Consider the following 13697-nt stretch of genomic DNA (forward strand, 5'->3'; position numbering starts at 1 on the left):
GGGACTAGGGGAAACGTCTCACAAGGAGTTTCCCATGCACGCCCCGCTCGTTTCGAAAGATCTCGGCTATATTTCCGCCGCCAACCACGATCAGCCGCCGCGCCATCTCGGCAGCCGCTTCAACGCGGATGGCGAGTTCCTGCCAGAACCCGGCAATACGGTCGTCTGCCATCTTGTCGAGGGATCGCAGACTGAAAAGGCGATCGTCGCGACGCGTCAGCGTTTTCTGGATATGCCGGAGGCCCCTCAGCTTGCCTTCACGCCGATTTCCAGTCTGCACATGACAGTGTTTCAAGGTATCATTGAGTTTCGGCGCGCTCTGCCCCATTGGCCGGAAAACATGCCGCTCAATACGCCGATTGACGCGATGACGGATTATTATCGCGACCGTCTTTCCGCGTTCCCGACCCTGCCGGGGTTCAACATGCAGGTCACGGGTTTGCGCCCGGTGGGGCTGGTCATGAAAGGAGCGACCGCCGAGGACGATCGGATCGTGGCTCTCTGGCGGGATACATTCGCCGATTTCTTCGGCTACCGACATCCTGATCATGACACTTACGAATTTCACATCACCCTGTCCTACATCATCCGCTGGTTCGAGCCGGAGTGCCTGCCGCGCTGGCAGGCGATGCTCGACGAGGAACTGGAAAAGCTGCGCGCCGCAGCGCCGGTCATAGAGATGCGGCCGCCAGCTTTCTGTGAATTTAAGGACATGAACCACTTCAGGGAGCTTGTCGTTTTCGATAAGCTGTGAGGCATGATATGCGATGCCTGAGGGTAGCTCGCCGCGCTGATTCCGTTGAATCGGAAAAAATGCGCGTCAGGGCTGGTCAAAGCCCGTTTGGGCATGTATAAGCGCGCCAAATTTCCGATATCGAGACATCCGACATTCGGCCTTTGGTTCTGGCCGGTTCCGTTGTTTCGCCGCTTAAGTGGAGTAACAAAAATGGCTGTACCAAAAAGAAAAACAAGCCCGTCCAAGCGCGGTATGCGCCGCTCGGCTGACGGTCTCAAGTCTGCGACCTATGTTGAAGACAAGAACTCCGGCGAACTGCGCCGTCCGCACCATATCGATCTGAAGACCGGTATGTATCGCGGCCGTCAGGTTCTGACGCCGAAGGAAAGCGCATAAGCTTTTCTGAAATCATCTTTGCAAAAAACCGGTCCTCGTGGCCGGTTTTTTGTTTTCAGGATCGTCCACCTGCCTTTTCCGCTCACTTGGAAAATTCGGCCACTCCTCCTACACTCTTTCAGGGAGAGCAGGTTTCGATGCCTGCAACAGGAGGGGAGCGTCGGTGAAATATCGCTGGATTTTATTGATGCTTCTCAGCCTCGGTCTCGGTTATGGCGCCGTGACGAGAGGTGGCGGCATCATCGCGGAAAGCTATTTCGGTGAAATGTCCGAGCAGGGCCGCACGACGCTGCGGCTGGCCGTCTCTGCTCTCGGCGGGCTTTTGAACCGTTACGAGCCGCTGCCGGCGCTGATTGCCGATCATGACGACATTGAGGAACTGGTCGCACATCCCAAGGATGCCGAACTGCGCCAGCGCGCCAATATCTACCTCAAATCCATCAACACCCTGCTGGAATCCTCCGATATCTACATCATCACGCTGGATGGGGAGACGATCGCCGCCAGCAACTATGATGGTCCAACGAGTTTCGTCGGTGAGAATTTCAGTTACCGTCCCTATTTTCAGGATGCCGCCAAAGGCTTTCAGTCACGCTTCTTTGCGCTTGGCACCACGTCCCACAAGCGTGGCTATTATTTTTCAGCGCCTATTCTCTTCAACGAGGAGATCAAGGGTGTCATCGTCTTCAAGGTCGATATTGAAGGCATAGAAGCGTCATTCGGCGATGGCGAGAACCGAATTCTGGTATCGGACCCGGAAGGCATCATCTTCATGACCGGAACGCCGCAATGGCTTTATTCCGGCCTGATACCGCTGACACCCGAAAGGCTGGCGCGAACGGAGGCTTCCCGCCGCTACGCCAATGCCACCCTTAAGGAATTGCCCCTGAAAAACGGCAATTTCGGTTCGCATCAGCTGATGACCATCAGCCAGGATGACGGTGAAAGGGAATATATGGTCCTGTCGCAGCCGATGCCGGACGCGGGCTGGACAGTCAGCGTACTGATGGACACGGGTTCGCTCCGAACGCAGGTGAAGACGGCGATGATAGCCATCATCCTCTGCCTCTGCCTGGCGGCGGCCCTCATCGCCGCCATGCTGCAAAGGCGTCGTCGTCTGCGGGAGCGCCTGACGCATCAGGCGGAGGCGCAGGCGGAACTGGAACGCCGGGTGGAGGAGCGCACGGCCGATCTGGCGCGGGTCAATCAGGAGATCGAGCACGAAATCGCCGAACGCCGCCAGACGGAAAAACAATTGCGCAAGATGCAGAACGATCTGGTGCAGGCGGGCAAGCTCGCAGCGCTCGGGCAGATGTCGGCGGCGTTGTCGCATGAGTTCAACCAGCCGCTCGCAGCCGCCAAGAACTACGCCGAAAACGCCTCGCTTCTCGTGGAGCGGGGACGGCTGGAGGAGGTGACGGAAAACCTCAGGCGCATTTCGGGCCTTATCGACCGTATGGCCTCCATCAGCAAACATCTCAGGAATTTCGCCCGTAAACCCAATGAAAAAACGGCCGCGGTAAGTCTCGAAGCCGTCCTTCGCGACACGCTCGAAATCGTCGGCCCGCGCCTGAAGGCCGCCAATGCGGTGCTGGATGTGGATCTCGGCCGGGTGCCGCTTGCCGTGAAGGCCGGCCCGGTGCGGCTGCAGCAGGTGCTCGTCAACATCATCTCCAATGCTGCCGATGCGGTGGAGGGGCGGGAGGATCGCCGCATTGCGCTGCGTGCCGTGCAGCATGGCCAGTCGGTGTCGATTTTCATTCATGATCGCGGTCCGGGCGTGCCGGCGGCGATTTCAGAACGTATTTTCGATCCCTTCTTCACCACCAAGGGCGTGGGGCGCGGCCTCGGTCTTGGCCTGTCCATCTCCTATAACATCATCAAGGATTTTGGCGGCCAGCTCCGTGTCAGAAACCATGAAGATGGCGGGGCGGAGTTCGAGATCGAATTGCCGGCCGCCGCCTGGCGCGTGGAGGCTGCTGCGGAATGACCATGTCGCGGGTTCTGTTGATCGATGACGAGGAAGAACTGCGCTTTTCCACCGCGCAGGCGCTGGAGCTTTCAGGTTTTGCCGTCACCATGCTCGCAAGCGCAGAACATGCGCTCGAACTCATCGGCTACAGCTTCGACGGTGTCGTGGTCAGCGATATCAGGATGCCCGGCATGGATGGCATGACGCTGCTGCAGAAGGTGCGGGAGCTCGATCCTGAAATACCTGTCATCCTGATGACGGGCCATGGCGATGTGCAGCTCGCGGTCAACGCCATGCGCAACGGCGCCTATGATTTCATCGAAAAGCCGTTCACGCCGCAATATCTCGCCGGCATCATCAAAAGGGCGAATGACCGGCGGGCGCTGGTACTGGAAAACCGCCGCCTCAAGGCGGTAGCGGGCAAGCATGACGATCTCGAAACGCGTCTGCCCGGCAGAACCCAGATCATGGTCGATCTGCGGTATCGTATCCGCGCCATTGGCGCGACGGACGCCGATACGCTGATCGTCGGTGACACGGGCGCCGGCAAGGAGGTCGTGGCGCGGGCACTTCACGATATCAGCGCCAGAGCCAACCGGCCCTTTGTGGCGATCAATTGCGCCGCCCTTCCGCAGACACTGATTGAAAGTGAACTATTCGGCCATGAGGCCGGTGCGTTTCCCGGCGCGCTGCGCCCGCGCTACGGCAAGTTCGAGCACGCCCGCGGCGGCACCATCCTGCTGGACGAGATCGGCTCCATGCCTTTCGAATTGCAGGGCCGCTTCCTGCGAGTCTTGCAGGAACGGGTGATTACCCGTCTTGGCTCGAATGAAACGGTCGAACTCGATGTCCGTTTCATCGCCACCAGCAAGGTCGATCTGGAACAGGAAGTCGCGGCCGGCCGGTTCCGTGCCGATCTTCTTTATCGGCTCAACGTGGCGACACTTCTCGTGCCATCGCTCTCGCAGCGCAGCGCAGATATACCGCTACTTTTCCTGCACCTCGTGCGGGAAGCCGCTGCCCGTTACGGGCGGGAAGACATGGAGGTGCCGCAAAGTCTGCTTTCGGCCGTCTCCCTGCGTGAATGGCCGGGCAATGTGCGTGAATTGCGCAATGCTGCGGACCGCTTCGTTCTCGGTCTGGAAAGCGATGTTTCCGAAGCCTCGCTGCCGTTTCAGGATGACGGAAAAGCGGCCCTTTCCGCGCGGGTCGCGGCTTATGAAAAAAGCCTGATCGCACATGCAATCGCCGCACATGGCGGAAATCTGAAATCCGTTTATGAGAATCTCGGCATTTCGCGCAAAACGCTCTACGAGAAAATGCAGAAATACGGGCTGCAGCGGCACATGACCTAGGTCTGATGGGTGGATTTCCACCCATGGATTAGCCCCTATGGGTAGAAATCCACCCATTGCCGTTCAGGATAGCAATAAAAGCGCACCTCACGACAAGACCGCCATTGCTGAACGGCGATCCCGGATCGCAAATATCTCACCCCGGTCGCCATGGAGGAGCATGCGCGGCTGAAGTGGCGAACATTTTCATCCGGGAGGAATCGATGAAAATACTGAAGACAGTCACCGGCCTTGCTGCCGCCGCTGCCGTTTCCCTTTTTGCGCTGTCCGCATCAGCTCAGAACTATCCCGAGCGCAACATCACCATGGTCGTGCCCTTTGCCGCCGGCGGCCCGACGGATACGGTTGCGCGCCTTGTCGCTGAATCCATGTCGAAGGACCTTGGCCAGCAGATCATCGTCGAAAATGTCGGCGGCGCAGGCGGCACGCTGGGTGCTGGCCGTGTGGCATCGTCCGATCCGGATGGCTACACCGTTCTCCTGCATCATATCGGCATGGCAACCAGTGCCACGCTCTACCGCAAGCTCGCCTATGACACGCTGAACGCCTTCGAATATGTCGGCCTGGTCACCGAAGTGCCGATGACCATCCTGTCGCGCAAGAACCTCGAGACGACGGATCTGAAAGGTCTGATCGAATACGCCAAGGCGAACAAGGACAAGGTCACCGTCGCCAATGCCGGCATCGGCGCTGCCTCGCATCTGTGCGGCATGCTGTTCATGAGCGCCATCGAAACTCCGCTCGTCACAGTCCCTTACAAGGGTACGGGCCCGGCCATGACCGATCTGCTCGGCGGCCAGGTCGACATCATGTGCGACCAGACCACCAATACCACCAAGCAGATTCAGGGCGGCACGGTGAAGGCTTATGCCGTAACCACAGCCAAGCGGCTGGATGTGCTGCCTGATGTGCCGACAGTCGTTGAAGCGGGCCTGCCAAAACTCGAGGTAGGCATCTGGCACGGCATTTACACGCCTAAGGGCACGCCTGCCGAAATCAATGAAAAGCTCTCCAAGTCGCTCCAGTCCGCGCTGAAGGACAAGAATGTCGCGGCCCGGTTCGCCGAACTCGGCACGACGCCTTCCCCGGAAAGCGATGCGACGCCTGCGGCGCTGAAGGCCAAGCTCGAAAGCGAAATCGCTCGCTGGAAGCCGGTCATCGAGTCCGCCGGCCAATACGCCGACTGATGAGCAACGGAATGACCGGCGGCGCTACGCCGCCGGTTTTCTGCTGTCGTTTTAACGCGCGGAACGGTGTGTCGCTGGCCGCAGTGGAGGGGCATCTTTCATGAAGTCGTTTTTTATTGACCCTGCCGAAGCAGCCTGCGGGGCAATTTTCATCGGTTTTGGCGCTTTTTTCGCCTTGCAGTCCTACGGGCTTGATTTGGGAACCACATTCCGCATGGGGCCGGGTTACTTTCCGCTCGTTCTCGCCATTGTCTTGATCCTGCTTGGAAGCGTCATATTTCTTCGCGCTACCCGGGTGCAGGGAGACGCCATCGGAGCCATCGCCTGGCGGGGGATTTTTTTCATTCTGCCCGCACCCATCTTTTTCGGCCTCACGGTCCGGGGACTTGGTTTCGTACCGGCACTGTTTTTCAGCGCCCTCATCGCAGCCTTTGCCTCGCACAAGATGAGCCCGCTGATGGCCGTTGCCATTTCCGCCGCCATCACGGTCTTTTCCGTCGCAGTGTTCAACTACGGTCTCGGGCTGCCTTTCCAGCGCTTTGGCCCATGGCTTAACTTTTAAGGTGCCGTGATGGAGCTGTTCAATAATCTCGCACTCGGTTTTTCGACGGCCTCGTCGCTGGAAAACCTGTTTTTCTGCCTCATCGGTGTGCTGCTCGGCACGCTCATCGGCGTGTTGCCGGGCATCGGCGCAACGGCCACCATCGCCATGCTGCTGCCGATCACCTTCCAGCTGGAGCCGGTCTCTTCGCTGATCATGCTCGCCGGCATCTATTACGGCGCGCAATATGGCGGTTCCACCACCGCAATCCTTATCAACATGCCGGGCGAATCCTCCTCCGCCGTCACCGCCATCGACGGGTATCAGATGGCGCGCAAGGGCAAGGCGGGGGCTGCTCTCGCCATTGCCGCCATCGGCTCGTTCTTTGCCGGCACGGTTTCCACCTTCCTCGTGGCGATCTTCGCTCCGCCTCTGACGGCGATTGCGCTGGAATTCGGCGCGGCGGAATATTTCTCGCTGATGGTCGTCGGCCTCGTTTCATCCATTGCGCTTGCCCATGGCTCCATCGTCAAGGCGCTGGCCATGGTGGTGCTGGGCCTGCTGCTGGGTTTGGTCGGCACCGATATCTATAGCGGTACACCGCGTTTCACCCTCGGCATCCGCGAATATGCCGACGGTCTGAACTTCGTGGCCGTGGCCGTCGGCGTCTTCGGTATCGCCGAGATCTTGCGCAATCTCGAAAACGAGCGCACCCGTTCGGTGCTGATCGCCAAGGTCAGCGGCCTGATGCCGACACGGGAGGATTTCAGGAAAATGATCGCGCCGGTGCTGCGCGGCACGGTCATCGGTTCCGCTCTCGGCATTCTTCCGGGCGGCGGCGCGATCCTTGCGGCCTTCGCTTCCTATACGGTGGAAAAACGCGTCTCCAAGAACCCGGAGGAATTCGGGCATGGCGCGGTTGCCGGCGTGGCCGGTCCGGAATCCGCCAACAATGCCGGTGCCCAGACCTCCTTCATCCCGCTGCTCACGCTCGGCATTCCCGCCAATCCGGTGATGGCGCTGATGATCGGCGCGATGATCATTCAGGGTATCGTGCCGGGTCCGAACGTTGCGACAGAACAGCCGGCGCTGTTCTGGGGCATCATCGCCTCCATGTGGATCGGCAACCTGATGCTCGTCATCCTGAACCTGCCGCTGATCGGGCTATGGGTAAAGCTTCTGACGGTGCCCTATTATGTACTGTTCCCCATCATCATGGCCTTCTGCGCCATCGGGGTCTACAGCGTCAATTCCAACGTCTTCGATCTCTATGCCGTCGCCTTCTTCGGCTTCATCGGTTACGTGCTGGTGAAACTGCGCTGCGAGCCGGCGCCGCTGCTCCTGGGCTTCGTGCTTGGGCCGCTGCTGGAGGAAAACCTGCGTCGGGCCATGATCCTGTCGCGCGGCGATCCGACCACCTTCGTCACCCGGCCGATCAGCGCCACCCTGCTCTTCATTGCTCTGGCCGTGCTGATCGTCGTCTTCCTGCCCAGCGTGAAGAAGAAGCGTGAAGAGGTTTTCGTAGAAGAAGACTGAGGAATGCCAAGAAGTCGGATGCCGGCGATGGAAACATCGCCGGCTTTTTCCGTTTCTGGATCGCCATGACGAATTCGCTTCACCAAAGCGACATATGGTTGACTTAGGCGCTTTTAGGCCCAAGGAAGGGCTGGAAAGAGAGGTCGATATGACGTCGGAAATCGAAAAACGGATCATTGCGCTCGAGGAAACGGCCGCGCATCAGGCGAAGGTGATAGAGGAGCTGTCCGATCAGCTGGCGGAACAGTGGAAGGTGGTGGAGCAGACCCGCGCCAAGCTCGACCGCCTGACGGAGAGGTTCCTGAGCCTGGAGGAGCAATCGCTGGACGCGCCCGCGATTACTCGACCGCCGCATTATTGACAGGGAAGAGCCAATGAAAAACGAAACCGCCGCGCTGGCCGCCGATATCGTCGATTTCTGGAAGCAGGCCGGACCGGACAAGTGGTTCGACAAGGACGCGGCCTTTGACAGTCATTTTCATGATCGTTTCCGCGATGCCCACTTTGCAGCAGCACGGCGTGAGCTGGACGACTGGCTGGAGGGCGCGGAAAGCAGTCTCGCGCTGATGCTTCTGCTGGATCAGTTTCCGCGCAACTGCTTTCGTGGCACCGCTCACATGTACGCCACCGACCCGCTTTCGCGGCTCTTTGCCGACGAGGCCATCCGCCGCGGGCATGACCAGACGGTGGGCGAGGATTTACGCGTCTTCTTCTACCTGCCCTTTTCCCATGCGGAGGATATCGCCGCCCAGCGGCGTGCCTGCGACCTGAACCAGCCGCTTGGCGGGCTTTATCTTCATCATGCCGAAGAACATCGCGATATCATCGAGCGTTTCGGCCGCTTTCCGCATCGCAATGACATATTGCTGCGGGAAACGACGCCGGAGGAACGGCAGTATCTTGATGAAGGTGGCTTTTCCGGCTGAGCCCGAAATGAAAACGCCGCCAGTCCCGCAGGATGGCGGCGTTCTTAAAGCATGGGGCGGCGACAATCAGCCGTCGAAGAATTCCTTCATCCGGGCGAAGAAGCCCGTCGATTCCGGATTGTTCTCCTTGGAGGAGAGCTGCTCGAACTCCTGCAACAGCTCGCGCTGACGCTTGCTGAGTTTCTGCGGCGTTTCGATCTGAATCTGGATATAGAGGTCGCCCGTCTGCGCCGAACGCAGCACCGGCATGCCCTTACCCTTCAGACGGAACTGCTTGCCCGGCTGGGTTCCTTCCGGAACCGTAACGCGCGATTTGGTGCCGTCGAGCGTCGTGACATCGAAAGTGCCGCCGAGTGCTGCCGTCGTCATGGAGATCGGTACGGTGCAATAAAGGTCGGCGCCGTCGCGCTGGAAGAATTCATGCGGACGCACGGACAGGAAGATATAGAGATCGCCCGCCGGGCCGCCACGCATGCCGGCCTCGCCTTCGCCCTGCAGGCGAATGCGGGTACCGTCCTCGATGCCCGAAGGAATGTTGACGGAAAGCGAACGCTCTTCCGTTACACGGCCCTGACCGTGGCACTTGCCGCAGGGATCGGAGATCGTCTGCCCGCGACCATGGCAGGTGGGGCAGGTGCGTTCCACCGAGAAGAAGCCCTGCGCCGCGCGCACGCGACCGGAACCCTGACAGGTCGCGCAGGTCTTCGGCTGCGTGCCGGGCTTTGCACCCGAGCCCGAACAGACATCGCAGGTGATCGAGGTAGGAACCCTGATCTGCGCCGTCTTGCCGGTGAAGGCCTCTTCCAGCGTGATTTCCATGTTGTAGCGAAGGTCGGCGCCGCGCTCGCGTCCGCCGGAAGAGCGGCGCGCACGGCCCCCGCCCATCATCTCGCCGAAGATGTCTTCGAAAATATCCGAGAAGCCGCCATTGGCGAAACCGCCGCCGCCAAAACCGCCACCGCCGCCCATGCCGCCATTTTCAAATGCGGCGTGGCCGAAACGGTCATAGGCTGCGCGCTTCTGCGGGTCCTTCAGCGTTTCGTACGCTTCGTTGATTTCCTTGAATTTCTGCTCGGATTCGGCGTTATCCGGGTTCTTGTCCGGATGGTACTTCATCGCGAGTTTGCGGAAGGCGCTTTTCAGCTCTTTTTCGTCCGCGGTCTTGCTGACGCCAAGTGTTTCGTAAAAGTCTGCTTTCGCCATTAAGATAACAAGCCCCGCAAATGGATTTCCGGCTGCACGTCGGCAGCCGGATGTCTTGCATATGGTGTGAGGAGTCGGGAAGTCGCGCTATTATGCGGACTTCTTATCGTCCTTGATTTCTTCATAGTCGGCATCGACGACGTCATCCTTGCCTTCTGCGGAAGCATCACCGGCCTCGGCCTGCTGTGCCTCGTAGATGGCCTGACCGAGCTTCATGGAGACTTCCATGAGGGTCTGGGTCTTGGCCTGAATGTCGTCTGCGTCAGGCTCAGCGGCTTCGACAGCGGTCTTCAGGGCGGCAATGGCGTCTTCGATCGCCTTGCGGTCGGTCTCGGAAACCTTGTCACCATATTCCTTCACCGACTTCTCGGTGGAGTGGATGAGGCTTTCGGCCTGGTTCTTGGCTTCCACACCCGCACGACGCTTCTTGTCGGCTTCGGCATTGGCTTCGGCGTCCTTCACCATCTTCTCGATGTCGGCGTCGGAGAGACCGCCGGAAGCCTGGATGCGGATCTGCTGTTCCTTGCCGGTGCCCTTGTCTTTCGCCGAAACCTGCACGATGCCGTTGGCGTCGATATCGAAGGTGACTTCGATCTGCGGAACGCCGCGCGGTGCCGGCGGCAGGCCGACGAGGTCGAACTGGCCGAGCAGCTTGTTGTCCTGCGCCATTTCACGCTCGCCCTGAGAGACGCGGATGGTCACGGCCGACTGGTTGTCTTCGGCGGTCGAGAAGGTCTGGCTCTTCTTGGTCGGGATCGTCGTGTTGCGATCGATCAGACGCGTGAAGACGCCACCCAGCGTTTCGATGCCGAGCGACAGCGGGGTCACGTCGAGCAGCAGAACGTCCTTGACATCGCCCTGCAGAACGCCAGCCTGAATGGCTGCGCCCATGGCAACCACTTCGTCCGGGTTCACGCCCTTATGCGGCTCCTTGCCGAACAGCTGCTTGACGACTTCCTGCACCTTCGGCATGCGGCTCATGCCACCGACGAGAACGACTTCGTCGATCTCGGAAGCGGAGACGCCGGCATCCTTGAGCGCTGCCTTGCAAGGCGCAACGGTGCGCTGCACGAGGTCGTCGACCAGGCTTTCGAATTTTGCACGGGTCAGCTTCAGCGTCAGATGCTTCGGACCGGAAGCATCGGCCGTGATGAACGGCAGGTTGATTTCGGTCTGCTGCGAGGACGACAGTTCGATCTTCGCCTTTTCGGCAGCTTCCTTGAGGCGCTGCAGAGCAAGCTTGTCGTTCTTCAGGTCAATGCCCTGATCCTTCTTGAACTCGCCGGCCAGATATTCGACCAGACGCATGTCGAAGTCTTCACCGCCAAGGAAGGTATCGCCGTTGGTGGACTTCACTTCGAAGACGCCGTCGCCGATTTCCAGCACGGAAATATCGAAGGTGCCGCCGCCAAGGTCGTAAACGGCGATTGTCTTGCCGTCCTTCTTGTCGAGACCGTAAGCAAGCGCTGCCGCAGTCGGCTCGTTGATGATACGCAGGACGTCCAGACCGGCAATGCGGCCGGCATCCTTGGTTGCCTGACGCTGGGCGTCGTTGAAGTAGGCAGGAACCGTGATAACGGCCTTCTCAACCTTTTCGCCGAGATAGGATTCAGCCGTTTCCTTCATCTTCTGAAGGATCATCGCGGAAATCTGCGAAGGGGAATAGGGCTTGTCCTGCGCCTTCACCCATGCGTCGCCATTGTCACCCTTGACGATTTCAAAGGGGACCAGAGCCTTGTCCTTTTCGACGGTCGGGTCTTCATAACGGCGGCCGATAAGGCGCTTGACCGCAAACAGGGTGTTGGTCGGGTTGGTGACCGCCTGGCGCTTGGCCGGCTGGCCGACAAGGCGCTCGCCATCGTCGGAAAATGCCACCATGGACGGCGTGGTACGCGCGCCTTCCGCGTTTTCAATTACTTTCGTGTCCTTGCCGTCCATCACTGCGACGCAGGAGTTGGTCGTGCCAAGGTCGATACCGATTACTTTTGCCATGCTCTTCTCTCCTTGAAGCGAGCTGCCGGAACCCCGTGAGGCATTCTTGTGGCAACTCCTTGACTTGGATTTGCAGCCTTCGCTGCTGTTATGCGGCGTATATAAGGAGCGATTTTTCCTGCTGCAAGGCGCAAGACAGGGGGAAGCGCAGCAAAAAAGCGCAGGAAACCCCTGTCTGTGCAGAAGCATAGCCATCACGGCTTCCGGAAGCGGGAAAAGGCGGCTCGGGCTCTACACGGCGCTGCCGGTCGACATCGCGGCAAGTGACCCGTTGAGACTGGCTTTTAACGGTATCGGGGTGGGGTGAAATGGCGGACAGGGTGGGATTCGAACCCACGGTACGCTTTCACGCACACACGCGTTCCAGGCGTGCGCCTTAAACCACTCGGCCACCTGTCCTTTTTCAAATCTGCATGTTTTGAAGAATGCAAATCACTGGAACGGCGCGATATATACCGATGAATTCGCAGGGATCAACACGAATCTGACAGTTTTTTGAAATGTCGGCAATTTCCTGTGTTCCGATGCGATTGCAAACCGGTTTTCCCGCCTTTATCGATGCAATATAGATTTCAAAATATGGCTGCCTGACCGGCAGATCGTAAACGAGGTGTCCCTGATGAAAGCTGTTTTGCGGTTTTTGAGCTTTCTTTTCCTCGTGGCGGCGGTTTTTCTGGGTGTGCTCGATTCGGTCCGCTCGGTTTCCACATCCTCGGTCAACATCACCGGCATCCTGTCCGTCTGGAACTATCTGCTTCCTGCCTCGCGCACCATGGTGGAAGCGGCCATGGCTCACTATATTCACCCTGAAGCGTGGCGCTTCATTGAAAATGCCCTGTCGGCGGTGCCCGCATTTGCCGTTTCCCTGGCGCTTTCCCTGCTCTGCTGGATGGCGGGTTACAGGAAACACAAGGCGATGAGGCGTTTATCGGCCTGACTTGTATCTGTCGAAATAGGCGCCCGCAGACGTGAACCATGAGAAGCGGCGGAACTGGCCGCATGGAGGACCGAATGTTCCTGTTCGATACGCTTTCAAAAAAAACGACGATGCCGACCGAAGAAACCGCCTTGCCCGGCCGTGAAGAGGCGCTTGCGGTGCCGGAAACCCATTTCGTGAATGGCCGGCCTTTGAAGGGGCCTTATCCGGATGGTCTTGAAACCATCTATCTCGGCATGGGCTGCTTCTGGGGTGCGGAACGGTTGTTCTGGAAAACGCCGGGCGTGTGGGTGACGGCGGTGGGTTATGCCGGCGGCTTCACCCGCAACCCCACCTATCAGGAGACGACCACGGGCCAGACGGGCCACGCCGAAGTGGTCAAGGTTGTCTACGATCCGGCCGTGATCTCGCTCCCGGGCCTGCTGAAGATATTCTTCGAGGAGCATGATCCGACACAAGGGATGCGGCAGGGCAACGATGTCGGCACGACCTACCGTTCCGCCATTTACGCGACGACGGAAGGGCAGTTGCAGCAGGCGCAGAAGGCGAGCGATGCTTTTCAACAGGCTTTGGACGAGGCCGGCCATGGCAGCGCCATTACCACTGAGATCGGGCCGCTTGAAAAGTTTTATTACGCTGAAGACTACCATCAGCAATATCTTGCCAAGAACCCGGGCGGCTACTGCGGCCTGAGGGGAACCGGCGTAAGCTGCAATATCGACTAGATTTTTTGCACGTCGCACCGGTGGAAAGACCAAAAAAGCGCCAGAATAAAGTTTTTCCACCGGGTCAAAAAAACCGGATGAATTTTTCATTGAGCCATGCAAGGATATGAGGCAAGCACAGCCGGGAAAACGGCTGGCGGTTCCGCAGACATTCCCGGTCAACGGGATTGCGGGAGGACCCTTATAATATC

The 13697-nt window shown here is 59.0% G+C and carries 13 protein-coding genes and 1 tRNA gene; 11 read left to right on the plus strand and 3 right to left on the minus strand.

What is annotated here, in order from left to right; all coding sequences use genetic code 11:
- Positions 1–34: 34 nt before the first annotated feature.
- The 9 genes from F3H58_RS14925 (at position 35) to F3H58_RS14970 (ending at position 8649) form a co-directional block, all read left to right on the plus strand.
- Complete coding sequence (locus F3H58_RS14925; RefSeq protein ID WP_149742734.1) at positions 35–754, plus strand: DUF1868 domain-containing protein; 720 nt, start codon at positions 35–37, stop codon at positions 752–754.
- A 192-nt stretch (positions 755–946) separates the two neighbouring features.
- On the plus strand, positions 947–1132 hold the full coding sequence (gene rpmF / locus F3H58_RS14930; RefSeq protein ID WP_003507205.1) for a 50S ribosomal protein L32: 186 nt from the start codon (positions 947–949) through the stop codon (positions 1130–1132).
- A 187-nt stretch (positions 1133–1319) separates the two neighbouring features.
- Positions 1320–3122 (plus strand): sensor histidine kinase, encoded by a 1803-nt coding sequence (locus F3H58_RS14935; protein ID WP_188128930.1) that lies wholly within the window; start codon positions 1320–1322, stop codon positions 3120–3122.
- Positions 3119–4459, plus strand: a complete 1341-nt coding sequence (locus tag F3H58_RS14940) for a sigma-54-dependent transcriptional regulator (RefSeq protein WP_149742736.1) — start codon at positions 3119–3121, stop codon at positions 4457–4459. The genes F3H58_RS14935 and F3H58_RS14940 overlap by 4 nt, the downstream gene beginning before the upstream one ends.
- Before the next feature lie 203 nt (positions 4460–4662).
- Positions 4663–5646: a tripartite tricarboxylate transporter substrate-binding protein gene (locus F3H58_RS14950; RefSeq protein WP_149742737.1), complete on the plus strand. Its 984-nt coding sequence runs from the start codon at positions 4663–4665 to the stop codon at positions 5644–5646.
- Positions 5647–5746: 100 nt separating this feature from the next.
- Positions 5747–6208 carry a tripartite tricarboxylate transporter TctB family protein gene (locus tag F3H58_RS14955; RefSeq protein ID WP_065654775.1) on the plus strand — a complete coding sequence of 154 codons (462 nt, stop codon included), beginning with the start codon at positions 5747–5749 and terminating at the stop codon, positions 6206–6208.
- 9 nt (positions 6209–6217) lie between these two features.
- Positions 6218–7723 carry a tripartite tricarboxylate transporter permease gene (locus F3H58_RS14960; RefSeq protein WP_065654774.1) on the plus strand — a complete coding sequence of 502 codons (1506 nt, stop codon included), beginning with the start codon at positions 6218–6220 and terminating at the stop codon, positions 7721–7723.
- A 148-nt stretch (positions 7724–7871) separates the two neighbouring features.
- Positions 7872–8084 carry a SlyX family protein gene (locus F3H58_RS14965; RefSeq protein ID WP_149742738.1) on the plus strand — a complete coding sequence of 71 codons (213 nt, stop codon included), beginning with the start codon at positions 7872–7874 and terminating at the stop codon, positions 8082–8084.
- A gap of 13 nt (positions 8085–8097) precedes the next feature.
- Positions 8098–8649: a DUF924 family protein gene (locus tag F3H58_RS14970; RefSeq protein WP_149742739.1), complete on the plus strand. Its 552-nt coding sequence runs from the start codon at positions 8098–8100 to the stop codon at positions 8647–8649.
- A gap of 66 nt (positions 8650–8715) precedes the next feature.
- Here F3H58_RS14970 and dnaJ read toward each other — a convergent pair whose 3' ends face one another.
- From dnaJ to F3H58_RS14985, 3 genes are all read right to left on the minus strand, one after another.
- Complete coding sequence (dnaJ, locus tag F3H58_RS14975) at positions 8716–9852, minus strand: molecular chaperone DnaJ (protein WP_003507223.1); 1137 nt, start codon at positions 9850–9852, stop codon at positions 8716–8718.
- 90 nt (positions 9853–9942) lie between these two features.
- Positions 9943–11844 (minus strand): molecular chaperone DnaK, encoded by a 1902-nt coding sequence (gene dnaK, locus F3H58_RS14980; protein ID WP_065654771.1) that lies wholly within the window; start codon positions 11842–11844, stop codon positions 9943–9945.
- 309 nt (positions 11845–12153) lie between these two features.
- A tRNA-Ser gene (locus tag F3H58_RS14985) sits at positions 12154–12243 on the minus strand.
- A gap of 220 nt (positions 12244–12463) precedes the next feature.
- Between F3H58_RS14985 and F3H58_RS14990 the strand changes: the two genes are divergently transcribed.
- Together F3H58_RS14990 and msrA are read left to right on the plus strand one after the other, a co-directional pair.
- Positions 12464–12781: a hypothetical protein gene (locus F3H58_RS14990; protein ID WP_149742740.1), complete on the plus strand. Its 318-nt coding sequence runs from the start codon at positions 12464–12466 to the stop codon at positions 12779–12781.
- A gap of 74 nt (positions 12782–12855) precedes the next feature.
- Positions 12856–13506 (plus strand): peptide-methionine (S)-S-oxide reductase MsrA, encoded by a 651-nt coding sequence (gene msrA / locus F3H58_RS14995; RefSeq protein ID WP_149742869.1) that lies wholly within the window; start codon positions 12856–12858, stop codon positions 13504–13506.
- Positions 13507–13697: the final 191 nt, after the last annotated feature.

This window comes from Rhizobium sp. NFACC06-2 (assembly GCF_900101425.1).
GTDB classification, from domain to species: Bacteria; Pseudomonadota; Alphaproteobacteria; order Rhizobiales; family Rhizobiaceae; genus Agrobacterium; species Agrobacterium leguminum.

What these genes read in the sequence shown, in the direction of transcription:
- F3H58_RS14925 (WP_149742734.1), top strand. Translation starts at nt 35, where the DNA reads ATGCACGCCCCGCTCGTTTCGAAAGATCTCGGCTATATTTCCGCCGCC.
- rpmF (WP_003507205.1), top strand. Translation starts at nt 947, where the DNA reads ATGGCTGTACCAAAAAGAAAAACAAGCCCGTCCAAGCGCGGTATGCGC.
- F3H58_RS14935 (WP_188128930.1), top strand. Translation starts at nt 1,320, where the DNA reads ATGCTTCTCAGCCTCGGTCTCGGTTATGGCGCCGTGACGAGAGGTGGC.
- F3H58_RS14940 (WP_149742736.1), top strand. Translation starts at nt 3,119, where the DNA reads ATGACCATGTCGCGGGTTCTGTTGATCGATGACGAGGAAGAACTGCGC.
- F3H58_RS14950 (WP_149742737.1), top strand. Translation starts at nt 4,663, where the DNA reads ATGAAAATACTGAAGACAGTCACCGGCCTTGCTGCCGCCGCTGCCGTT.
- F3H58_RS14955 (WP_065654775.1), top strand. Translation starts at nt 5,747, where the DNA reads ATGAAGTCGTTTTTTATTGACCCTGCCGAAGCAGCCTGCGGGGCAATT.
- F3H58_RS14960 (WP_065654774.1), top strand. Translation starts at nt 6,218, where the DNA reads ATGGAGCTGTTCAATAATCTCGCACTCGGTTTTTCGACGGCCTCGTCG.
- F3H58_RS14965 (WP_149742738.1), top strand. Translation starts at nt 7,872, where the DNA reads ATGACGTCGGAAATCGAAAAACGGATCATTGCGCTCGAGGAAACGGCC.
- F3H58_RS14970 (WP_149742739.1), top strand. Translation starts at nt 8,098, where the DNA reads ATGAAAAACGAAACCGCCGCGCTGGCCGCCGATATCGTCGATTTCTGG.
- dnaJ (WP_003507223.1), bottom strand. Translation starts at nt 9,852, where the DNA reads ATGGCGAAAGCAGACTTTTACGAAACACTTGGCGTCAGCAAGACCGCG.
- dnaK (WP_065654771.1), bottom strand. Translation starts at nt 11,844, where the DNA reads ATGGCAAAAGTAATCGGTATCGACCTTGGCACGACCAACTCCTGCGTC.
- F3H58_RS14990 (WP_149742740.1), top strand. Translation starts at nt 12,464, where the DNA reads ATGAAAGCTGTTTTGCGGTTTTTGAGCTTTCTTTTCCTCGTGGCGGCG.
- msrA (WP_149742869.1), top strand. Translation starts at nt 12,856, where the DNA reads ATGTTCCTGTTCGATACGCTTTCAAAAAAAACGACGATGCCGACCGAA.